The sequence below is a fragment of the Cryobacterium sp. TMN-39-2 genome, from assembly GCF_004402745.1.
GTDB lineage: Bacteria > Actinomycetota > Actinomycetes > Actinomycetales > Microbacteriaceae > Cryobacterium > Cryobacterium zongtaii.
This window is the reverse complement of the sequence record NZ_SOFX01000020.1, coordinates 175,203-197,012: the sequence shown is the minus strand read 5'-3', so window position 1 is coordinate 197,012 and position 21,810 is coordinate 175,203. Positions and strand designations below refer to the sequence as shown.

The following is a 21,810-nucleotide window of genomic DNA, read 5'->3' as shown; positions in this document are numbered from 1 at the left end:
GGAATCACCCGGCGCGGCGCGTCTCAGCGTCGGCCTGGCAGTACGAAGCGCTGCCACGCCCAGGCGGCCACGCTGACCACGGCGAAGCCCGTCGCCACCACCCAGAGCAGCATCGCGGCGCCGGTGCCCGTCCAACGCGGAAGCATGGGCGAGAGCAGCGTGAACAGAGTGAGGAAGGCCGGCACCGTCAGGGCGGCCCAGATCGGCGGCGACCAGGCCAGGATGCTGCGTCCACTCGTATTCCCGATCGGAATGAGCACGAGCACGGCCGAGCCGATCGAGGCCAGCACGACGGTGTTCGCGACCTCAGCGGCCAGGGTGCTGAGGAAACCGTCGGCCGCCGGTAGGGTGCCGACGACCAGCAGCGAGGCCAGTCCCAGGGCGAACAAACTGCCGGCCCGGATGGCGGCCAGCTGGCCCCGTTGGGCCAGGCCGGGCCCCGCGCCAACGACGACGCTGCCCAGCAGGCCGAAGAGCAGGGCGGGCTGTAGCTCGAACAGCCTGGAGGCGAGCGCGGTGACGGCGACGACCGCGAGGTACCGCGGCAGGATCGTCGTGGTCACCTCGATGTGCAGCGCCCTGGACCCCCACCACTGCGGCACCAGGGCGGCTACGGCGTTCACCACCACGAGGGCGAGAACCACGGCCAGCAGCAGCCGGAGATAGGCCGGCGTGGCGGACACCGGGCCAGACAACAGGACGAACACGGCGGCGGCGACGACGGTGCCGCCGTAGGCCACCCAGCGGTTGACCTGCAGGGTCGGGGCGACCTCGAATTCCTCACCGGCGCGGTTGCGGCCGGCGAGCTGGTGGCCGCGAAAGAGCGGCCGGCCGTCTCGCGCCCGGGTGATGGTGCCGGCCAGCAGCCGGGCCGGAATCACGAGCAGCAGCAGGGCTCCCAGCGTGAGCATCGCCGCCTGCAGCCAAGGGAATTGCGCCACGGTCCAGGGCGGGATCACCGCGGTGCTGAACTGGGTGGGGTCGTTCCAGCCGCCTCCTGGCACGGTCAGCTCGGGCGGTGCGGCGGCGTCGCCGTCGTCGGGGGCGGCGGGTAGCGGGCTGGGCGAACCGCTGCCCGGTGTGGCCGTGGGGGTCGCCAGTGCGGTCGCCGTCGGGGCAGGCACGACGGGCGGGGCGGCGGTCGGTGTCGGGGCCGGTGCGGGCGCCGCGGTCACGGCACCGAAGGTCACCCGGATCGCCGAGCTGCCGGGGCTCACATTGCCGGCGGCATCTTGCTGCACTGCGCGCAGGTCGTACGAGCCGTTCGCTATGCCGGACCCTGTGCACGACCAGGTGCCACCGGACACGACGGCGCTGCAGACCGAGTAGGCGCCGGCGAAGACCGTGACGGTGGCCCCGTTCTCGCCCCGCCCGGTGAACGGCCCGGCGGCGGAGGTCAGCGTGGCGTCGGCGGCGGGACTCGTCACGACGGGCGCGGCCGGGGCGTCGACGTCGAAGGTCAGGCTGATCGGATCGCTTGCCGGCGACGACTCCGGGGCGCTGAACGAGGTCTGCTGTGAGGCAGTGATCTGCTGCGCCCCGCTCGACACTGCGCCCTCCAGCAGGCAGGCCCACACCCCGGAGGTGTCGACGGTGAACGAGCAGCTCGCTCCCGCGGCGAGAGTGGCGGTGACGGTGGCGCCGGGATAGCCGGTGCCGCGCACCATCCCGCTCGAGGAGGAATGGCCGGTCGAGCCGCCCGTGACCGTCGGGGCCTGCAGCACCCGTACGGTGTGGACCGCCGCGAGGGCGGAGTCCCCGGGCACCTCCGCCCGCAGGTCGACGGCGGGTCCGCTGGGCAGGACCACTCCGGGGCACTGCCAGGTGGACGACCCGTCGGTGGCGACGGTGCACAGCGGAGCGCCGCCGGTGGGGGAGAGCAGCTGAATGTCGTGTGTGGGGTCACGGGTACCGGAGACGGTGACGCTCCCGGCCACGAAGGCGTTGGCGCCGGGGCTGTCGATGGTGGGCGCGGCGGGGGCGGGCGGAGCCGGCGACTCGGACGGCGTCTCCGCTGGTGGCTCTGACGGCGAGTCTGACTCCGACGGCGCCAGCGAGGCGTCGGGAGTCGTGGTTTCGGCGGGTGCCGGTTCGGTCGCGGTGGCAGGCGCCGTCTCGATCGTGACGGCCATGGCCGGTGGGACCGCACCGGCGAGCGGGCCGATCAGCACGGTGCCGACCAGAGCCGCGAGCAGGATCCCGAACGAGGCCGCCCGCGTGCGTGTGGGTCGCCGAAGACCCCGACCGGTTCGTGTGTTCGACCCGTGCGCGCTGAAACGGCGTGACCTCTGCAATGGACTCCCTCAGACCATTCCATGGGCCATGGCCAGGAATGTCAATGTGGCGCGCCCGACCGAGGAGATCCTGCGCCATAATGTGCACTGGGTCAACTGCCCCACTATTCGACGTTAACGACGCAGGACAAGGTGATCAGGTGACACGCATCCCCGCCGCGGACCGGCGCAGCGCCCTGGTGCGTGCCGCGTTACGGGTCGTCGCCGACCGGGGCGTGGCCCAGGCCACCACTCGAGCCATCGTCGCCGAGGCCGGTATGTCGCTGGCAAGCTTCCACTACGCCTTCCAGAGCCGCGACGAGCTGATGGTCGAACTCATCAGGTACGTCGTGGCTGAGGAAGCCACCGCCGTGCTACCTGAGCCGTCCAGCACGGAATCGCAGGGTCAGGACGACATCCAGTCGCTGCGGCAGATCCTGCGCGACGGACTGCAACGCTACGCCGATCACATGAGCCGCGACCCCCTGAGAGAGAAGGCCATGCTCGAACTCACCCAGTACGCCCTCAGGTCCCCGGAGTTGCGCCACCTCGCCGTGGCCCAGTACGAGCGCTACCACGCCCTCGCGGCCGAGGCGCTGGACACCGCGGCCCGGCGGAGCGGCTCGGTCTGGCTGCATCCCGTCGGCGAGGTGGCCCGCCTTCTCGTCTCCCTCACCGACGGCCTCACCATCGCCTGGCTGGTGGATCGGAATGACACCGCCACCGCCACCCTGCTCGATTTCGCCGCGGACTCCGTCGCCGCGCTGGGCCGGCCCGCATGAGCCTCGACCTCTCACCGCGGCCGACCGGTCCGGCTGCCACGCCCTGGCTCGACCCGCAGCAGTACTGGCCGGACCTGACCGAGGCCACCCGGGGCCTGGACACCCCCGTGGGGGCGCTGCACCTCGGGGCCCTGCGGCACAACACCCACGACATGCTCGGCCGCGCCCAGGGCACCCCGATCCGGGTGGCCAGCAAGTCGCTGCGGGTACGCGGCGTGCTCGACGCCGTGCTCGCCCTGCCCGGCTACCGCGGCATTCTCGCCTTCACCCTGGCCGAGGCCCTCTGGCTCGCCCAGACCCACGACGACATCGTGGTCGGCTACCCCAGCGTCGACAGGGCGGCGCTTCACACGCTGGCCCGCTCGGCCGACCTGGCCGCCCGAGTGACCCTGATGGTGGACTCGATCGACCACCTCGACATCGTCGACGCCGTGCTCGCGCCGTCGCAGCGTGAACGCATCCGGGTCTGCCTCGAACTGGACGCGTCCTGGAACGCGCCGGTGCTCGGCCACCTGGGGGTGTGGCGCTCGCCCGTGCACACGCCGGAGGACGCCAGGGCCCTGGCCCTGGCCATCGTCTCCAGGCCCGGCTTCGAGCTGGTCGGGCTGATGGCGTATGAGGCGCAGATCGCCGGTCTCGGCGACAGGCCCCCTGGCCACCCCGTGCAGGGCGGGCTGAACCGGTGGGTGCGCAACAGGTCGATCGTCGACATCACGGCCCGGCGCGCCGCGGCGGTCGCCGCGGTGCGGCAGGTCGCCGACCTGGAATTCGTCAACGGCGGCGGCACCGGCTCGCTGGAGAGCACCCACGCCGACACTTCGGTGACCGACATCGCGGCCGGGAGCGGCTTTTTCGGCGGCCACCTGTTCGACAGCTACTCGGGCTTCCGGCCGGCACCGGCCGCCGCCTTCGCCCTGTCGGTTGTGCGGAAGCCCACCGCGCAGACGGCGGCCTTGCTCGGCGGCGGCTGGATCGCCTCCGGTCCGCCGGGGGCGGATCGCTCACCGCGCCTGGTCTGGCCGGAGGGTCTGAGCCTGGTGCCGCGCGAGATGGCGGGGGAGGTGCAGTCACCGGTCACCGGTTCTGCCGCCGCCGCCCTGCGGGTCGGCGAGCGTGTCTGGCTGCGGCACACCAAGTCCGGCGAACTCAGCGAACATCTCAACGAATTCGCGCTGGTCGAGGACGGTATCGTGGTCGACATGCTGCCGACCTACCGAGGCGAAGGCAAGGCCTTCCTGTGACGGCCAGCGGCGCCCGCTGGCAGAACTGGGCGCGCAGCGAGTCCGTCGTGTCGGTCAGGGTGGAGCGGCCGACCAGCGCGGCCGCCACGCAGCGCGCCGTGCTCGCCGCCGTGAAATCGGGCGTCAGGATCAAGGCCGTCGGTTCCGGACACAGTTTCTCGGGCATCGCGGTCTCGCCCGGCGTGCAACTGGACCTGGCCTGGGGCGGGTTGATCGACGTCGACGAGGCCACGGCCAGGGTGACCATCGCCGCCGGCACCCGCCTGCACCAACTGCCCGCGCTGCTGGCCCCCTACGGGCTCGCCCTGGAGAATATGGGCGACATCGACAGGCAGACCATCGCCGGAGCCACCTCGACCGGCACGCACGGCACCGGCGGCGCCTTCGCCGGCCTCGCCGCCCAGATCGTCGCCGTGACGCTGGTCACCGGCGACGGTTCGGTGCTGCGCGTCACCGAGACCGAGAATCCCGAGCTGCTACCCGCGGTGCGACTGGGGCTCGGCGCCCTGGGCATCCTCGTGGACCTCACCATCCAGTGCGTGCCGGCCTTTCTCCTGCACGCCGTCGACGCACCGGAGCCGTTCGAGGCCGTTCTGGACGGCTACCTCGAGCGCAGCACCTCGGCCGACCACTTCGAGTTCTACTGGTTCCCGCACACCGAGACCGCCCTCACCAAGACCAACACCCGGCTGCCGCCGCGCACCGGCCGGGACCCGCTGGGCCGGCTGAACCGCTGGGTCGACGACGAACTGCTCGGCAACGCGGTGTTCCGCGCCACCTGCGCGGCGGGAGTGGTCCTGCCGCCGCTGGTGCCCAGGGTCAACCGCCTCGTGGAACGGCTCACCGGCCGCCGCGACGTCACCGACCACTCGCATCGGGTTTACGTCACGAACCGCACCGTGCGATTCCACGAGATGGAGTACGCGCTGCCGCGCCAGGCGGTGCCGGACGCGCTCCGCGAGGTGCGCGCCCTCATCCAGAAGCGCGGCTGGCGCATCTCCTTCCCCCTCGAAGTGCGCTCGAGCGCGGCCGACGATATCTGGCTCTCCACCGGCTACGGACGAGACACCGGCTACATCGCCGTGCACAGGTACTTCCGCGAGAACCCGCAGAAGTACTTCGCCGACGTCGAGGCGATTATGCGCGCGCACGACGGTCGCCCACACTGGGGGAAGATGCACAACCTGGACGCGGACACGCTCCGCCAGGTCTACCCGCGCTTCGACGACTTCCTCGCCGTGCGGGACCGGCTCGACCCGGAGCGTCGATTCACCAACCGTTACCTGGAAAGAGTTCTTGGGCCATGAGCAGCAACACCCCGGCGTCCCGCGCCTGGCAGCACCGGGCCGCCGAACTGGGCGATCGGCTCCCCACCGGTTTTCAGATAGGCACGGCCACCTCGGCCTTCCAGATCGAAGGCGGCGCGCGTGACGGCGGCCGCGGCGAATCCCATTGGGATGCCTTCACCCGCGAGCCCGGCCGCATCCTGGACGGCCAGAACGCGTCGGTCGCCGCCGACCACATCGGCAAGCTGACCGAGGACGTCACCCTGCTGCGGGAGTTGGGCGCAGACAGCTATCGGTTCTCCTTCGCCTGGCCGCGCCTGCAACCCGACGGTCGTGGGACGCTGAACCGGTCGGGTCTGGCGTTCTACGACAGGCTGCTCGATCAGCTGCTCGGCAACGGCATCAGCCCGATGGCAACCCTGTCGCACTGGGACACCCCCGCTGCGCTCCGTGGCGGCTGGCTGAACCGTGACACCGCGATGAGATTCGGCGATTACGCCCACGAGATGGGTGCGGTCTTCGGCGACCGCATCGACCGGTGGGTCACCATCGCCGACCCGGCGACGGTGATGTTCAACGGCTACATGATCGGCGTGCACGCCCCGGGCCAGGCCCTCTTGTTCGACGCGTTACCGGCCGGCCACCACCAGCTGCTCGGTCACGGCCTCGCCGTGCAGGGGCTGCGCGCCGCCGACGTGCGCGGCGGGATCGGCCTCGCCAATGTGCACTCGCCGGTGCAGAGCGCCACCGACCGGGAGGCCGACCGCGACGCCGCGGCCCTCTACGACCTGCTGCGCAACCGGCTCTTCGCCGATCCGGTGCTGCTCGGCCGCTACCCAGACCCCGTCGGGGTGTTCGAGAACGAGCTGCGCTACCTGCACGAGATCGAACCCGACGACCTGCGCACGATCCACCAGCCGCTGGACTTCTACGGCGTGGAGTACTTCCAGCCCAGCCGGGTGGCGGCCGGAGCGGCCAAACCGGTACGCGCGCCCGAGGACCGTCCCGCTGAGGAACGCCCGATGAGCAGCCGGTTGCCGTTCCACCTGACCGAGTTCCGCGAGCATCCGGTCACCGGGTTCGGCTGGCCGAACGCACCCGAGTACCTGCCGGTGCTGCTGGCCGAATTGCAGGACCGCTACGGCGAGGCCCTGCCGCCGGTCTACCTCACCGCGGGTGGCGCGAGCTATCCCGACACAGCGGATGTCCGTGGCGCGGTGACCGACCTGGCCCGCATCGACTACCTGGCCGAGCACCTCGTGGCGGCCGTGGACGCCGTCGCGCCCGGCGGACCGGCCGAGGGGGTTGACCTTCGCGGCTACCTGATCTGGTCGCTGCTGGACGGCTTCGAATGGGCGGCCGGCTACACCCAACGCTTCGGCCTGGTCCACGTGGACTTCACCGACCCCGCCCGGAAGCGCACCCCCAAACTCTCCTACCGCTGGCTCCAGGAAGTCCTCAGCGCAAGATAGGTTCGCGAGGTGTGAGACAAGCCCCGAAAACCGGCCCGGATGGGTGCTTTTCTCACACTTCGCGGACCCGGGCGGGATGATTCCTTGGAGTGTGATGGGAAGCACATGGGAGCCCCAGCGGGCTTCGTTATGATGGGGCTCGAACACGTATCGCCCAGGTCAAATCGCAAGGAGACGCTGCCATGGAATGGCTCATCCCGGTCCTCATCGTCGTCGCACTCGTTGCGATCGCGGGTATCTACCTGTGGGCGACCTACAACTCGCTCATCACCCTCAAGGTGCGGGTGGATGAAGCGTGGAGCGACATCACTGTGCAGCTCAAGCGTCGTGCCGACCTCATCCCCAATCTGATCGAAACCGTCAAGGGCTACGCGGCTCACGAGAAGTCGGTTTTCGAGAACGTGACCAAGGCGCGCGCCGAGACTCTCTCCGCGCAGGGCCCGGTGGACGCCGCCGCGGCCGAGAACCACATGCAGACGGCCCTGAAGAGCATCTTCGCGGTCGCCGAGGCGTACCCGCAGCTGCAGGCCAGCCAGAACTACCTGCAGTTGCAGGGCGAGCTGGTCGACACCGAAGACAAGATCCAGGCCTCCCGCCGGTTCTACAACGGTGGCGTGCGCGAGCTGAACACCAAGATCCAGGTCTTCCCGAACCACCTGTTCGCGAAAAACCTCGGCTTCAGCCAGCGCGAGTTCTTCGAGGTCAGCGACTCCGCGGCCATCGCCGAACCGCCTCGCGTGCAGTTCTAGCCGCCACACCTGTAACCGCAGCCCCGAAGAGGACCCATGTACAGCGCGATCGCGCGTAACAAGCGCAACACCGTCTTCATCATTGTGCTGTTCGTGGTGATCATCTCCGGGCTCGGCTGGCTTGCCGGTCTTGCCTACGGCGTACAGGGTCCCGGCGTGCTCATCCTCACCCTGGTGATCGCCGGCGGTTACGCGCTGATCCAGTACTTCGCGGCCGGTCGGCAGTCGATCGCCATGAGCGGGGGCATCCGGGTGAACAGCGTCACCGATCACCCCCGGCTCTGGCGCATCGTGGAGAACCTGTCGATCACCACGGGCACGCCGATGCCCGAGGTGTACATCATCAACGACCCGGCGCCCAACGCCTTCGCCACCGGCCGGGACCCCAAACACGCCATCGTGGCCGCCACCACCGGTCTGCTCGACATCATGGACGACGCCGAACTGGAGGGCGTCATGGCCCACGAGATCGGGCACGTGCGCAACTACGACATCCGCGTCTCGATGATCGTGTTCGGCCTGGTCGTGGCCGTCGGTTTCATCTCCGACATCTTCCTGCGAATGGCGTTCTTCGGCCGCGGCAACAACAACAACGGCAACCCGATCGTGCTGGTGTTCGGCCTGGTCGCCATGATCGTGGCCCCGCTGATTGCCTCGGTCGTGCAACTGGCCGTGTCGCGGCAGCGCGAGTACCTGGCGGATGCCACCGGCGCCCTGACCACCCGTCAGCCGGATGCCCTGGCCAGCGCCCTGGCCAAGCTGGGCGAGTACGGCCGCCCGATGCGCAAGCAGAACACCTCGATGGCGCACCTGTGGATCGCCGACCCGCTCAAACCCGGCGTGATGGACAAGCTCTTCGCCACCCACCCGCCACTGACCGAGCGCATCGAGCGACTGCACGCGATGGGCAGCACCTTCTAAGGCCTAGATCTCAGGCGCTAGATCCCAGGCGCTAGATCTCCGCGGCGAGAGCGGCCGCGAGGTTGCCGCGGGGGACCACCTCGATGTCGGACAGACCCTGCCAGGCCGCGGTGCTCCGCAGCACCTCGGCCAGGCGTGCGGCGGTGTCGGCGGGCGCGGTGGGCTCGGCCCAGCTGGCCTGCACCCGCAGCACCCCGGCCTGCCTGTCGTTCTTGAGGTCGACACGGCCCACGATGGTGTCGCCGAGCAGCACCGGCAGCACGTAGTAGCCGAATTGCCGTTTCTCCTGGGGGGTGTAGATCTCGATGCGGTAGCGGAAGCCGAACAGTCGTAGCGCCCGCGCCCGTTCCCAGACCACAGGGTCGAACGGGCTGAGTACCGCCGCGGCGTCCAGCCGGCGGGGCAGCCGGGCGTCCCGGTGCAACCAGGCGGTGCCGGCGGCCCCGCCCCGGCCCCAACCGGGAACCTCGACCGGAATCAGCTCACCCGCATCCTCGAGCTCGGCGATGGCGGCGCGGGCGGGTTCGGTGCGCAACCGGAAGTAGTCGGCCAGGTCTTTCACAGTGCCGATGCCGTGGGCCCGGGCCGCCTGCGCGATGAGCGCACGGTGCGCGTCGGCGGCCGGCACCTCGCGGTCGAGCAGCGCGGTCGGGAAGACCTGCTCGGGCAACGCGTAGACCCTCTCGAACCGTTGGCGGCCGCCGCTGACCACGTCGCCCCAGCGGAACAGCGTCTCCAGGCCGATCTTCACATCCGACCAGCCCCACCAGGGGCCGCTGCGTTTGTTGGCGTCGTGCTCGATCGCGCTGGCGCGCATGGGGCCGTTGGCGGCCAGCTCGGCCCGCAGCCAGGCCAGCATGGGGGCGTTCTCCTGCGACCAGTGGGTGTCGTCGGCGGCGGCCTTGTCCCTGTACGCCTGCATCCGCCAGCGGAACAGCGGCCAGTCATCCACCGGGATCAGCGACGCCTCGTGCACCCAGTACTCGGTGAGCCGCGGCTTGGCGCCGGTGCTCAACCTGTCGAGCTGGGCCTTGTCGTAGGGGCCGAGACGGCTGAACGCCGGCACGTAGTGGCTGCGTTCGAAGACGTTCACCGAGTCGATTTGCAGCAATCCGAGCCGCTCCACGAGGGCGCCGAGCTGGCGGATGCCTGGAGTGGGCGCGGCCGGGCGGCCGAAGCCCTGCGCGGCGAGGGCGACACGGCGGGCGAGGGCGGGCGAGATCGTCTGGAGCACGCCTCGACCCTACCGGCGGCCGGCGACATCCGACGTTCACGCCGCGTTCAACCCTGCGGTGTGCCTGCGCAACCCGCCGCTTCTAGTCTCGCAGCGACCGGTACAGCCGGTCATCACCCTGCTCTCTCATACGGAGGACCCTTGCTTACCACCCGCACCCTGGCCGCTTCCCTCGCCGCGACAGCCATCGTCGCTCTCACCCTCACGGGCTGCGCGAGCGGCACCGCCGAGGCGACCGGCACCGACGGTTCCGTCGACGCGGCCACCGCCACCAGCATCTCCGCCTTCGGCGACCTGGCCGGCCTCGAGGCCGCCGCCATCGAGGAGGGCGCCCTGAACGTCATCGCCCTCCCGCGGGACTGGGCCAACTACGGCGCTGTTCTGGACCTCTTCGCCGAGAAGTACCCCGAGATCACCATCACCGAGGCCGCCCCTGACGGCTCCAGCGCCGAGGAAATCCAGGCCGCCGAGAACCTGGCCGGCCAGGACACCGCCCCCGACGTCTTCGACCTGGGCCTGGCCGTTGCCCTGGCCAACACCGACCAGTTCGCCCCCTACCAGGTGGCCACCTGGTCCGACATCCCCGACGCGCTGAAGGAAGAGAGCGGCCTGTACGTGGGTGACTACGGCGGATACATGGCTGTGGGCTACGACCCCGACGCCGTTCCCGCACCCGAGTCGTTGGCCGACCTGCTCGGCGCCGACTACAAGGGCAAGGTCGCCATCAACGGCGACCCGACCCAGGCCGGAGCGGCTTTCGCCGCCGTCGGCATGGCCGCCGTCCAGAACGACGGCTCGGTGGACGACTTCCAGGCCGGCATCGACTTCTTCAGTGACCTCAACGCCGCCGGCAACTTCGTGAAGGTCGACCCGACCCCCGCCACCATCGCCTCGGGCGAGACCCCCGTCGTCTTCGACTGGGACTACCTCAACGTCGGCTACGGCGCCCAGCTGGAGGGTGAGCGCAACTGGGAGGTCGTGGTCTTCCCCGGCACCGGCTACGCCGGCTACTACAACCAGGCGATCAACGTGGATGCGCCGCACCCGGCCGCCGCGCGCCTCTGGCAGGAATTCCTCTACAGCGACGAAGCGCAGAACCTCTGGCTCGAAGGAGGCGCCCGCCCGGCGCGCGCCGACGCCATGGCCGCGGAAGGCACCATCGACGCCGATCTGTTCGACGCCCTGCCCGCCGTGCCGGACACCACAGTGGTCCCGACCGCCGCGCAGAGCGAAGCCGCGGCAACGCTGCTCGGCGAAAAGTGGGCCGCGGCTGTCCAGTAGGTTCCGTGTGCCGGCAGCAGCCTTCGGGCTGCTGCCGTTCGCGGTTTATGTGCTGCTCTTCCTGGCCCTGCCGACCCTGATCGCCGTCGGCACCGGCTTCATCGGCAACGACGGCGGTTTCACCCTCGACACCGTCGCCGCGCTCGGCGACCCCGTGGTGCTGGCCGCCTTCGGCAGCTCGATCTGGTTGTCGGCGCTGACCGCGATCATCGGCGCCGTCGTGGGCGCCCTGGTCTGTTACGCCCTGCTCGGCGCCCGCCCGGACGGGGCGTTGCGCTCCACCGTCGATTCCCTCAGCAGCGTCATCGCCCAGTTCGGCGGCGCCATGCTCGCCTTCGCGTTCACCGCGACCATCGGCATCCAGGGCATGGTCACCCTGCTGCTGCAGGAGCGTCTGGGCATCGACATCTTCGCCGACGGGGTCTGGCTCTACGAACTGCCCGGCCTTGTGCTGCCGTACATCTACTTTCAAGTGCCCCTGATGATCATCACCTTCATGCCGGCGCTCGCGTCGCTCAAGCCGACCTGGGCGGAAGCCAACGCCACCCTCGGCGGCAGCACGCGCACCTACTGGCTGCGCATCGGCCTGCCGGTGCTGGCGCCGTCATTCCTGGGCGGCCTGCTGCTCCTGTTCGCCAACGCGTTCTCCTCGTACGCCACCGCCGCCACCCTCACCAGCCAGGGCGCGCAGATCGTGCCGCTGCAGATCCGGTCGGCGCTGACCAGCGAGACCATGCTCGGCCGGGAGAACCTCGCCGGTGCGCTGGCGCTGGGCATGATCCTGGTGATGACCGTCGTGATGTTCGGCTACTCCAAGCTGGCGTCCCGCGCCGCGAGGTGGCAGCGATGACGGCGGGTCTCCGGTCGGTGCGCGGCGTCGCGCACGCGCCCGGTCGGCTCACCCGGCTGCTGATCCTCGGCGGGGTCGGCCTGGTCTTCGCGGTGCCGATCCTCGCGATGATCGAGTTCACCCTGCGACGCGGCCTGGTCGGCGGCTACGACTTCCAGCGCTGGATCGAGCTGTTCCAGAACGGGCTGACCGGCGAGTACGCCCCGGTTCTGGTCGCCCTCGGCAACTCGGTGGGTCTGGCCGTCGGCACCGTCGTGATCGTGCTGGTGCTGCTGGTGCCGACGATGCTGCTCGTGCACATCCGGTTCCCCCGGCTGCGCCGCACGCTGGAGATCGTGTGCATCCTGCCCATCTCCATCCCCGCGATCGTGCTCGTGGTGGGCCTGGCCCCGGTGTTCAGCGTGCTGGCCCGGTTCGCGGGCAGCGGCGTCTGGACGCTGGCATTCGCGTACGGTATCACCGTGCTGCCGTTCGCCTACCGGGCGATCCAGGCCAACCTCGATGGTGTGGACGTGCGCACGCTCAGCGAGGCGGCGCGCACCCTCGGTGCCGGCTGGGCCAGTGTGCTGGTGCGGGTGCTCGTGCCGAACCTCCGCCGCGGCATCCTGGCCGGCGCGTTCATCGCCGTGGCCGTGGTGCTGGGCGAGTTCACCATCGCGTCGCTACTGAGCCGGGTCAACCTGCAGACCGCGCTCGTCGTGGTCAGTAAGAACGACCCGTACAGCGCCGTGATCCTCTCGCTGCTTGCACTGTTCGCGGCGTTCCTGCTGTTGCTGGCCATCGGCCGGCTCGGCACCGAACGTCGCCGGCCGGCCCGCACCCCGACCACCCTCACCCCGACCACCCCGACCTCCGGCGGAGACCAGTCATGAGTCACATCCAAACGCCCCCAGTTCAGCAGAAGACCGTCGTCGAGTTCGCCGGCGTGGCCAAGCGCTACGGCAGCCACCTGGCGCTGACCGAGTTCGACCTCACCCTGCAGCCCGGCGAACTCGTGGCCCTGCTCGGCCCCAGCGGCAGCGGCAAGACCACGGCGCTGCGGGTGCTGGCTGGCCTGGAGAGCTGCGACGACGGACGCATCCTGATCAACGGCGACGACGTCTCCGGGCTGCCGACCAGCCGCCGCGACATGGGCATGGTGTTCCAGTCCTACTCGCTGTTCCCGCACCTGAGCGCCGGCGAGAACGTCGAATTCGGACTGCGAATGCGCCGGGTGCCGGCCGCCGAGCGCCGCGAACGGGCGGCGGCGGCCCTGGCCCTGGTCGGCCTGGACGCCCACTACGGCCGGTTCGCGCACGAACTCTCCGGCGGCCAGCAGCAGCGGGTGGCCCTGGCCAGGGCGCTGGTCACCCGGCCCCGGGTGCTGCTGCTCGACGAACCGCTCTCGGCGCTGGACGCCAAGGTGCGGGTGCAGCTGCGCGATGAGATCCGGCGCATCCAGACCGAACTGGGCATCACCACCCTCTTCGTGACGCACGACCAGGACGAGGCCCTCGCCGTCGCCGACAGGGTCGCGGTGATGCGGGACGGCCGGATCGAGCAGGTGGGCACGCCGGAGGAGCTCTACACCAGGCCGGCGACGCCGTTCATCGCGGATTTCGTGGGGCTGAGCAACCGGCTGCCCGGAGCGGTGCGGCACGGCTTCGCCGAGGTGCACGGGGTGGTCCTGCCGCTGCTGGACCCGTCCCACGCGGATGGGCCGGTGCGGGTCTTCGTGCGTCCAGAGGACCTGACGCTGGTCACGGCCGGGACGCCAGGCGATGCTCTGGCAGGCATGAGCCTGGCCGGCACCGTGCTGGTCTCCAGCTTCCTCGGCTCGTTGCGCCGCACCAGCGTGCAACTCGAGCAGGGCGGCACCGTCGTGGTGCAACACGACGTCCGCGACCGCCATCAGGTGGGCGAGAGCGTGCTGGTGCGCTTTGCCGGCGCACCCGTCCCGGTGGAAGCTGTGCAGGACCTCGCCGCCGCGCTCCCACGCCGTCCTAGACTGGTTCGGTGAGCACACCCACGGGAAGTCCCGGCTGGTTCGGCCGCCGGCGTAAACTCCGAACGACCCCCTCGACCGCGCCTATCACGGCGGTCCTCACGCCGGTGCAGCCGGAGACCAACGGCGTGGACGAGAACATCCCGGCGGGCATCCGCCTGGCCGGCGCGTGGGCGTGGCGTCTTCTCGTGATCGCCGCCGTGATCGCCGTGCTGCTGTACCTCATCGTGCAGCTGCGCTTCATCGTGATCCCGCTGCTCGTGGCGGTGCTGGTGTCCGCCCTGCTCGTACCGCTGGTTGGCTTCCTCACCCGGCATCACTGGCCCAAGGGGCTCGCCGTCGCGGCGGCTCTGGTCGGCACCCTCGCGGTGATCGCCGGTCTCGTGACGCTGGCCGTCACGCAGATCGCCGCCGGTTCGGTGGGGCTGAGCGCCCGGTTCGCGGCGTCGTACGCGAACCTCAAGGAGGTCCTGGCGGCGTCGCCGTTGCAGCTGAGCAACGCAGAGATCAATGGCTATCTCAGCCAGGCCGTCGACGCCCTCCAGGCCGACAGCCAGATCTTCATCAGCGGCGCCCTGTCGCTGGGGTCGTCGCTGGGGCACCTGGCCACGGGTGCGCTCCTCACCCTGTTCAGTCTGCTGTTCATCCTCATCGACGGTAAGGGCATCTGGAACTGGATCGTCCGGATCTTCCCCCGCCGGGCGCGACCTGCCGTCGCCGGAGCCGGCGCGGCCGGCTGGACGACCCTGGGCAACTTCGCCAGGGTGCAGATCCTGGTCGCCACGATCGACGCGATCGGCATCGGCGCCGGAGCCGCGATCCTGGGCGTGCCGATGGCCATCCCGATCGGCGTGCTGGTGTTCCTGGGCTCGTTCGTCCCGATCGTCGGCGCCGTGGCCACGGGCGCCGTGGCCGTGCTGATAGCGCTGATCTTCAACGACTGGTTCGTGGCCCTGCTGATGCTCGGGGTGGTGCTGCTCGTGCAGCAGATCGAAGGCCATGTGCTGCAGCCGTTGATCATGGGCACCGCCGTCAAGGTGCATCCGCTCGGCGTGGTGCTGGTCGTGGCGGCCGGTGCGCTGCTGGCCGGCATCCCCGGCGCCCTGTTCGCGGTTCCCGTCGCTGCCGTGCTGAACGTTATGATCAGCTACATCCATAGCGGTGCCTGGCGCGGGGGAGTGCCGCCGGCCGGCGCTGCACCCGGCTCCATTCTGTGGCAGACGATTCCGCAGCGGCCGGGCTTCCGGCCGCAGCGCACAGTCGCCGTCACCGAGAGCAGAGTAAGAGAGACCCGTCCATGACAGACACCCCCGCAGTTCTCGCCGGCGCAGCCCGTGCCGACACAACCTTGGCCGGCCCCACCCTCGACGACTTCGAGACCGCCCGCACCGTGGTGTCGCGGGTGGCCGATGTCACGCCGATGGAAAGCTCCCGCTACCTCTCGGCGATCCTCGGTGCACCGGTCTTCCTCAAGTGCGAGAACCTGCAGCGCACCGGATCGTACAAGATCCGCGGCGCGTACCACCGGCTGTCCAAGCTCACCGACGAGGAGAAGGCTCGCGGCGTCGTCGCCGCCTCCGCCGGCAACCACGCCCAGGGGGTGGCGTTCGCCGCCAGAGAGCTCGGCATCGAGGCGACCATCTTCATGCCCGTCGGCGTCGCGCTGCCCAAGCTGCAGGCCACTCGCGACTACGGCGCCCAGGTGATCCTGCGCGGGCACACGGTCGCGGAGCCGCTCCTGGCCGCTGCCGAGTACGCCCGCGAGACCGGCGCGGTCCTGATTCCCCCGTTCGACCACCCGGATGTGGTGGCCGGCGCCGGCACCCTCGGCCTCGAGGTCCTCGACCAGATGCCCGACCTCGAGACCGTGATCGTGCCGATCGGCGGCGGCGGGCTCACCTCCGGCATGGCCAGTGTGCTCAAGCAGTACTCGGCACGGCACAACCGTCGGATCCGGGTCATCGGGGTGCAGTCAGAGAACGCGGCGGCGTATCCGCCGTCCATCGCCGCGGGGGAGGCCCTCGCCATCGACATCACCCCGACCATGGCCGACGGCATCGCCGTGGCCAAGCCGGGCCTGCTGAACTTCGCCATCATCCGCGACGCCGTCGACGAGATCGTCACCGTCAGCGAGGACGACATGGCCAGGGCGATCCTGGTGCTCCTCGAGCGGGCCAAGCTCGTCGTCGAGCCGGCCGGAGCCGTCTCGGTCGCCGCCATCCTGGCCGGCAAGATCACGAACACCGGCCGCACCGTTGCGGTGCTCTCGGGCGGCAACATCGACCCGTTGCTCATGCAGCGCGTGATCAGCCACGGCCTGGCTGCATCCGGCCGGTACCTCAAGCTGCGGATCATGCTGCCCGACCGTCCCGGCCAGCTCGCCCGGATCTCCGAGCTGCTCGCGGAGGCGCACGCCAACGTCATCGAGGTCCTGCACACCCGCCACGGCGCCGGCCTGCAGATCAGCGAGGTCGAGCTGGACATCAGCGTCGAGACCCGCGGCCCCGAACACCGCCAGCACGTCGTCGACACCCTGCGCGCCGCCGGGTACGATCCCCGCACCGACTAGACCGGGCACACAAAAACGGCCGGCTGCGTGAGCAGCCGGCCGTTCGTGTCAACAGGGGCAGTTAGCCGGTGAAAGTCTCCACGAGGTGGATCTCCACGGCGATCTGCTTGCCGTTGGGGGTCTCGTAGCTCGTCTTCGCGCCGACCTTGAGCCCGATGATGGCTTCGCCCAGGGGGCTCTTCTCGCTGTACACGTCCAGGTCGCTGTCGCCGGCGATCTCCCGGCTGCCGATGAGGAACCGGCTCTCGTCACCGGCGATGGTGGCGGTGATGACGGTTCCGGGCTCGACGACGCCCTTGCTCTCGGGGGCGTGGCCCACCTCTGCGGTGCGCAGCAGCAGGGTGAGGGTGCGGATGCGCGCCTCCATCTTGCCCTGCTCCTCCTTGGCCGCGTGGTAGCCGGCGTTCTCCTTGAGGTCGCCCTCCGACCGCGCGGACTCGATCTTGTTGGCGATGTCCACCCGAGCAACAGTGCTGAGAGTGTCCAGCTCCGCAGCGAGGCGGTCATAGGCCTCCTGGGTTAGCCAGGTGACCGAGGTTTCGGTAGTCATGGTTCTCTCCTTCTCGTGCTGATCGGTGGTGCGCCGGCAGATAGTGCGCCGATGGTGCCGCAGGAAGCGGCCGTTCGTCGCTGGGCAGGTCACGGCCTGACACGTCACGTCCTAGAACATCGCGGCCTAGTACGTCACGACATACAGCGGACGCCCCGACTTCTGTCAGGGCGAATACATCAGTCTAGGTCAACCAGCAGCGGTAAATCAATCCGGTGTTGCTCAACTCGGTCGTCTTCACGATCTCGGTGAACGAGCGGGTGTAGTCGGCGGACGGCGCCAGATCGATGACCTTCCAGCCCACCACGGTGAACGACTCGTTGAGCGCTTGCACAGCGCAGCTGGCGGCGTTCTCCGGGGGCAGCGACACCTCGAAGGTCACGCTGATGCTGTTCTCGTCGATGATCTGGTGCCTGGTGTCCCTGGCTTCGATCTCCGGGCCCGCGCCGTCCAGGCCGGCCCAGACGACCCATCCGGTGAGGATCAGGGCGAAGAGGCCGGCAACGACCCACAGCACCCGGCGGTCGCGGCGGGTGCTTCCGGGGGTTCGCCCATAGCGTTCGTCGAGGTTGCTGCTCACGGCCACTCAGACTCCACACTCACGGTTCAACGATTAGGCTTGTACCTTAGGTTAGCTGGCATTTCTGAGGAGTTTCATGACCCTGCGGCTCTTGGCAGTGCACGCCCATCCCGACGACGAGTCGAGCAAGGGCGCCGCGACGTACGCGTACTACCGAAGCCTCGGCGCCGAGGTTCTCATCGTGAGCTGCACGGGCGGTGAACGCGGCAGCATCCTCAACGAGGACCTGGCCGACGTGGCCATGGCCGAGCGCGACCTCGCCGGCCTCCGCCGCCTGGAGATGGCGGCGGCCCAGCAGACGATGGGCATCCAACACCTGTGGCTGGGCTACCAGGACTCCGGCATGGCCGACGACGGCGGGGTGCCCAAGAACTCCTTCGCCGACGTGCCGCTGGAGTACTCGGCCGAACCACTGGTGCGCATCATCCGCGATTTCCGTCCCCAGGTGCTCATCACCTACGACGAGAACGGCGGCTACCCGCACCCCGATCACATTCGCTGCCACCAGGTCTCTGTCGAGGCGTTCCGCGCCGCGGCCGACGCCGACCGGTATCCCGATGCCGGCGCGCCGTGGCAGATCGACAAGCTGTACTACGACCGCATCTTCAACCTCGAGCGCATGGACGCCATGTACCTCGAGCTCAGCATCACCGAACCGGACTCCGATCTGCTCGAACCGCTGGCCAGCGCCAGGGAACGGATGAGCGAGTACCCGAACCTGGCCACGACGCACGTGCCGATCGGGGACTTCCTGGAGGTGCGCGATGATGCCTTGCGGTCACACGCCAGCCAGGTGTCGCCGACGAGCAGTTTCTTTTTCTGGCCCAACGACATGGTGCGCAAGGCCTGGCCCTACGAGGACTTCCAACTCGTCGAATCGAAAGTTGACACGAACATGCCCGAATCCGATCTTTTCAGTGGTGTGAGGGACGACGCGTGAGCGGGATGTACTCTCCCGTGGTCAGCTTCATCCTGTCCAACACCCCGGCGCCCGAGTTCAACCCCGACACCGTCACGCCGGGTCCGTGGGGCTTCTTCGCGATCTTCTTCGTCGCGGCCGTGACCCTGCTGCTGGGCATGGACCTGGCCCGCCGCATCCGCCGCACCACGTACCGTGCGGAGATGCAGGAACGGCTGCAGGCCGAGGTCGCCGAACGCGACGCGCTGGCCGCCCAGAAGAAGGACACGCCGGAAGCCTGAGTTCGTGGGTACCCGCCTACGGGTACAGCGGATGCGTGGCGATGATCAGGATCGCGAACCAGTGGCAGAGGAACGCCACCACGGTCAGCGAGTGGAAGATCTCGTGGAAGCCGAACACCCCGGGAATCGGGTTGGGCTTCTTGAGACCGTAGACGACGGCGCCGACCGAGTAGCAGAGTCCGCCGACCATGATCAGGGTCATCATCAGGGCATCGGCCTGGAAGAAGTCGACGATGAACATCAGCGCGCCCCAGCCCAGCGCGAGGTAGAGCGGCACGTACAGCCAGCGCGGGGCGTTGATCCAGAACACCCTGAACGCGATGCCGAGGATCGCGCCGCCCCAGACCAGGGTCAGCAGCAGCACTGCCTTGTCCGGCGGCAGCGCCAGCACCGTGATGGGCGTGTACGATCCGGCGATCAGCAGGAAGATGTTGGCGTGGTCGATGCGCTTGAGCACCATGCGGGTGCGCGGTTGCCAGTTGAAGCGGTGGTAGAGCGCCGAGTTGCCGAACAGGAGCATCGAACTGGCCACGAAGACCGCCGAACTCCATTTAGCAGCCGGGCCGTCCGCCGCGAGCAGCAGGATGATGCCGGCGACGATGGTGACCGGGAACGTGCCGGCGTGGATCCAGCCCCGCCAGGTGGGCTTTTCGGGAACCGGATGCTCGATCTCGTCTTCGAGGAGGGGGAGATTCGGGATGTCATCCGTAGCGGCCATGCTGTCAGGATACGGCAGCCTCGGCGGCGCCGCGGCGCGAACGCGGGCCGGATTGAGCTAGCGTAACTGTGTGCAGATGCGGCAATTCTCCCTCGGACGCGGACTCCTCTACAGGGTCTACCAGCGTCGGCTGCGTCGCGGGCTGACCGCGGCGGTCCTGCCGCGGCACGTGGCCATGATCATCGACGGCAACCGCCGGTGGGCCAAACAGCTCGGCTACGACTCCGCCGCCCACGGCCACAGGGCCGGGGCCGCGAAGATGCGCGAATTCCTGGAGTGGTGCGACGATCTCGGCATCTCCGTCGTCACGCTGTACCTGCTCTCGGCCGACAATCTCACCCAGCGTCCGACCGAGGAACTCGACGCCCTTTTCGAGATCATCGCCGACCTCGCCGAGGACCTGTCGCACTACCGCGACTGGAAGGTGCAGCAGGTCGGGTCGAAGAAGTGCCTGCCCGGGCCCCTGGAGGGCGCCCTGTCCGCTGCGGAGGCCCGCACGCACGCCAACACGGGCCTGCACGTGAACCTCGCCGTCGGCTACGGCGGCCGCACCGAGATCACCGACGCGATGCGCAGCATTGTCGCCACCCACCATGCCCACGGCGGCACTCTCGAGGACCTCGCCGAGACCCTCACCCCCGAACTCATCGGCCAGCACCTGTACACGGGCGGCCAGCCCGACCCCGACCTCGTCATCCGCACCTCGGGCGAGCAGCGACTCAGCGACTTCATGCTCTGGCAGAGCGCGCACAGCGAGTTCTATTTCGTCGAGGCCCTCGGCCCCGACCTCCGCCAGGTCGACTTCCTGCGGGCCCTGCGCGACTTCGCCAAACGGCACCGCAGGTTCGGCGGGTGAGCGCGGTCGAGACGCCCCTCGCCGCCTACCTGAACGGCTTCACCGAAGACCCCGGCTACCTGGACTACGGCCGTATCGGCCCCATGTCCAGCGCCGTCGTCGCCGAAACGCGCGGCCAGACCGAGATCCTGGCCAGGGCCCGACACGGCAGCCTCGGCCACTTCGGCGAGCAAGATCAACGGATGCGCACCGCCGTGGCCGCGGGCTTGGGGTTCAGGGCCGACCAGATCGTGTCCCAACCCAACACCAGCATGGGCCTCATGCACGCCATGTTCGGCCTGACCGGTGACGTGCTGCTGTCACCGGCGGACTTTCCGAGCCTGCCGTTCGCGGCCAGCCGTGCCGCGGAGGCCCTGCACGTGGCGACGCCGCAGTGGCTCACGACCGACGGCGGCGAGAACAGCGCCGGAGCGGTCACTCCCGGGCAGGTGCGGGACCAGCTGACACCGACCACCGTCGCGGTCGCCGTCAGCCTCGTCGATTCCCGCACGGGCTTCAGGGCCGACCTGGAAGGCATCCGGCAGGTCATCGGTGACAGGCTGCTCATCGTCGACGCCATCCAGGGCTTCGGGGTCGTGGATGCCGCCTACGAGGCGGCCGATGTCGTCGCCTCCGGCGGCCAGAAGTGGGTCAGGGCCGGCTGGGGCACCGGCTTCCTCGCCCTGAGCGACCGCGCCGTGGAACGGCTCACCCCGGTTGTCTCCGGATTCACCGGCACCGAGGTCACCGAGCCGTGGGACCAGGTGCCGCCGCCGGCACACGCGGCGTCGGCGTTCGGGGTGACTAACGGGGACGGCATCGCCCAGGCCCGGTTCGCGACGGCGCTGGAGGAGATCCAGGCCGCGGGCCTGCCCGCCATCGAGGCCCTGGTGTGCGCCAACGTCGAGCGACTGATCGACCTGGCCGACCAGTTCGGCATTCCGGTGCTCTCCGCCAGGGACGCCAGGGAACGGGCCGGCCTGGTGGTACTCGTACCGCCCGCGGAACGTCTCACCGCGCTCGGTGCCGCGCTGCACAACCATGGCGTGACGGTCACGACCCGGGGCGGCACGGTGCGGCTCAGCGTGCACGCGCACCTCGCCGACGAGACCGTCGACATGCTGCGCGGCGCCTTCACGGCGTACGCCGCCGCCGCCGGATACTGACCTAGCCGGCACCCGTCCGACGAACGTTAACGTCTCGTGACGTTGGGCGTGTCGCTTTTCCAATTCCCAGCCACTCGACGTACGTTCATCTCATCAGGTATGGCACCTGATCGAGACGG

At 69.5% G+C, this 21,810-nt stretch carries 21 protein-coding genes; 16 read left to right on the top strand and 5 right to left on the bottom strand.

The genetic code is table 11. The features are described 5' to 3' along the window. Positions 1 to 23 precede the first annotated feature (23 nt). Entirely contained in the window at positions 24 to 2,171 is a 2,148-nt protein-coding gene (locus tag E3O57_RS06405) for an Ig-like domain-containing protein (RefSeq protein ID WP_133159782.1), read from the bottom strand. A 263-nt stretch (positions 2,172 to 2,434) separates the two neighbouring features. Between E3O57_RS06405 and E3O57_RS06400 the strand changes: the two genes are divergently transcribed. The 6 genes from E3O57_RS06400 to E3O57_RS06375 all read left to right on the top strand — a co-directional run bounded on the left by E3O57_RS06400 (position 2,435) and on the right by E3O57_RS06375 (position 8,724). After that, complete coding sequence (locus tag E3O57_RS06400) at positions 2,435 to 3,055, top strand: TetR/AcrR family transcriptional regulator (RefSeq protein ID WP_165787943.1); 621 nt, start codon at positions 2,435 to 2,437, stop codon at positions 3,053 to 3,055. Next, positions 3,052 to 4,296, top strand: a complete 1,245-nt coding sequence (locus E3O57_RS06395) for an alanine racemase (RefSeq protein ID WP_103461577.1) — start codon at positions 3,052 to 3,054, stop codon at positions 4,294 to 4,296. Before E3O57_RS06400 ends, E3O57_RS06395 begins: the two co-directional genes overlap by 4 nt. Continuing rightward, a complete protein-coding gene (locus E3O57_RS06390; RefSeq protein ID WP_103479406.1) occupies positions 4,293 to 5,603 on the top strand; it encodes a D-arabinono-1,4-lactone oxidase in 1,311 nt (436 codons plus the stop codon). The genes E3O57_RS06395 and E3O57_RS06390 overlap by 4 nt, the downstream gene beginning before the upstream one ends. Then, positions 5,600 to 7,054, top strand: a complete 1,455-nt coding sequence (locus tag E3O57_RS06385; protein ID WP_103461575.1) for a glycoside hydrolase family 1 protein — start codon at positions 5,600 to 5,602, stop codon at positions 7,052 to 7,054. The genes E3O57_RS06390 and E3O57_RS06385 overlap by 4 nt, the downstream gene beginning before the upstream one ends. 182 nt (positions 7,055 to 7,236) lie before the next feature. Continuing rightward, positions 7,237 to 7,803: a LemA family protein gene (locus E3O57_RS06380; RefSeq protein WP_103429759.1), complete on the top strand. Its 567-nt coding sequence runs from the start codon at positions 7,237 to 7,239 to the stop codon at positions 7,801 to 7,803. A gap of 36 nt (positions 7,804 to 7,839) precedes the next feature. Next, positions 7,840 to 8,724: a M48 family metalloprotease gene (locus E3O57_RS06375; protein WP_103429758.1), complete on the top strand. Its 885-nt coding sequence runs from the start codon at positions 7,840 to 7,842 to the stop codon at positions 8,722 to 8,724. A 31-nt stretch (positions 8,725 to 8,755) separates the two neighbouring features. Here the strand turns inward: E3O57_RS06375 and E3O57_RS06370 are convergent, their stop codons facing one another. Continuing rightward, positions 8,756 to 9,958, bottom strand: coding sequence for a winged helix-turn-helix domain-containing protein (locus E3O57_RS06370; RefSeq protein WP_103479405.1), 1,203 nt, complete (start codon positions 9,956 to 9,958; stop codon positions 8,756 to 8,758). A gap of 141 nt (positions 9,959 to 10,099) precedes the next feature. On the opposite strand from E3O57_RS06370, the gene E3O57_RS06365 reads away from it, so the two are divergent. Genes E3O57_RS06365 through ilvA form a run of 6 tightly spaced genes read left to right on the top strand, consistent with a single transcriptional unit; the run spans position 10,100 to position 16,642 of the window. Continuing rightward, positions 10,100 to 11,239 carry an ABC transporter substrate-binding protein gene (locus E3O57_RS06365; RefSeq protein WP_088456709.1) on the top strand — a complete coding sequence of 380 codons (1,140 nt, stop codon included), beginning with the start codon at positions 10,100 to 10,102 and terminating at the stop codon, positions 11,237 to 11,239. A 7-nt stretch (positions 11,240 to 11,246) separates the two neighbouring features. Further along, on the top strand, positions 11,247 to 12,089 hold the full coding sequence (locus tag E3O57_RS06360; RefSeq protein WP_103479404.1) for an ABC transporter permease subunit: 843 nt from the start codon (positions 11,247 to 11,249) through the stop codon (positions 12,087 to 12,089). Next, positions 12,086 to 12,961: an ABC transporter permease gene (locus E3O57_RS06355; protein WP_103479403.1), complete on the top strand. Its 876-nt coding sequence runs from the start codon at positions 12,086 to 12,088 to the stop codon at positions 12,959 to 12,961. Before E3O57_RS06360 ends, E3O57_RS06355 begins: the two co-directional genes overlap by 4 nt. Then, positions 12,958 to 14,088 carry an ABC transporter ATP-binding protein gene (locus E3O57_RS06350; protein ID WP_103479402.1) on the top strand — a complete coding sequence of 377 codons (1,131 nt, stop codon included), beginning with the start codon at positions 12,958 to 12,960 and terminating at the stop codon, positions 14,086 to 14,088. The genes E3O57_RS06355 and E3O57_RS06350 overlap by 4 nt, the downstream gene beginning before the upstream one ends. Continuing rightward, positions 14,085 to 15,374: an AI-2E family transporter gene (locus E3O57_RS06345; RefSeq protein ID WP_240632225.1), complete on the top strand. Its 1,290-nt coding sequence runs from the start codon at positions 14,085 to 14,087 to the stop codon at positions 15,372 to 15,374. The genes E3O57_RS06350 and E3O57_RS06345 overlap by 4 nt, the downstream gene beginning before the upstream one ends. Further along, positions 15,371 to 16,642: a threonine ammonia-lyase gene (gene ilvA, locus E3O57_RS06340; RefSeq protein WP_088456705.1), complete on the top strand. Its 1,272-nt coding sequence runs from the start codon at positions 15,371 to 15,373 to the stop codon at positions 16,640 to 16,642. The genes E3O57_RS06345 and ilvA overlap by 4 nt, the downstream gene beginning before the upstream one ends. 61 nt (positions 16,643 to 16,703) lie before the next feature. Here ilvA and greA read toward each other — a convergent pair whose 3' ends face one another. Both greA and E3O57_RS06330 read right to left on the bottom strand, forming a co-directional pair. After that, positions 16,704 to 17,192, bottom strand: coding sequence for a transcription elongation factor GreA (greA, locus tag E3O57_RS06335; RefSeq protein ID WP_088456704.1), 489 nt, complete (start codon positions 17,190 to 17,192; stop codon positions 16,704 to 16,706). 184 nt (positions 17,193 to 17,376) lie between these two features. Continuing rightward, on the bottom strand, positions 17,377 to 17,772 hold the full coding sequence (locus E3O57_RS06330; RefSeq protein ID WP_165787942.1) for a DUF4307 domain-containing protein: 396 nt from the start codon (positions 17,770 to 17,772) through the stop codon (positions 17,377 to 17,379). A 76-nt stretch (positions 17,773 to 17,848) separates the two neighbouring features. Between E3O57_RS06330 and mca the strand changes: the two genes are divergently transcribed. Both mca and E3O57_RS06320 read left to right on the top strand, forming a co-directional pair. After that, a complete protein-coding gene (gene mca, locus E3O57_RS06325) occupies positions 17,849 to 18,712 on the top strand; it encodes a mycothiol conjugate amidase Mca (protein ID WP_174776312.1) in 864 nt (287 codons plus the stop codon). A gap of 17 nt (positions 18,713 to 18,729) precedes the next feature. Continuing rightward, positions 18,730 to 18,972 carry a hypothetical protein gene (locus E3O57_RS06320; RefSeq protein WP_165787941.1) on the top strand — a complete coding sequence of 81 codons (243 nt, stop codon included), beginning with the start codon at positions 18,730 to 18,732 and terminating at the stop codon, positions 18,970 to 18,972. A 16-nt stretch (positions 18,973 to 18,988) separates the two neighbouring features. Here E3O57_RS06320 and E3O57_RS06315 read toward each other — a convergent pair whose 3' ends face one another. Further along, positions 18,989 to 19,690 carry a hemolysin III family protein gene (locus tag E3O57_RS06315; RefSeq protein ID WP_088456701.1) on the bottom strand — a complete coding sequence of 234 codons (702 nt, stop codon included), beginning with the start codon at positions 19,688 to 19,690 and terminating at the stop codon, positions 18,989 to 18,991. Between the two features lie 76 nt (positions 19,691 to 19,766). Between E3O57_RS06315 and E3O57_RS06310 the strand changes: the two genes are divergently transcribed. Together E3O57_RS06310 and E3O57_RS06305 are read left to right on the top strand one after the other, a co-directional pair. Beyond that, positions 19,767 to 20,546, top strand: a complete 780-nt coding sequence (locus tag E3O57_RS06310; RefSeq protein ID WP_103429803.1) for an isoprenyl transferase — start codon at positions 19,767 to 19,769, stop codon at positions 20,544 to 20,546. Then, positions 20,543 to 21,691: an aminotransferase class V-fold PLP-dependent enzyme gene (locus tag E3O57_RS06305; protein ID WP_241990328.1), complete on the top strand. Its 1,149-nt coding sequence runs from the start codon at positions 20,543 to 20,545 to the stop codon at positions 21,689 to 21,691. The genes E3O57_RS06310 and E3O57_RS06305 overlap by 4 nt, the downstream gene beginning before the upstream one ends. Positions 21,692 to 21,810: the final 119 nt, after the last annotated feature.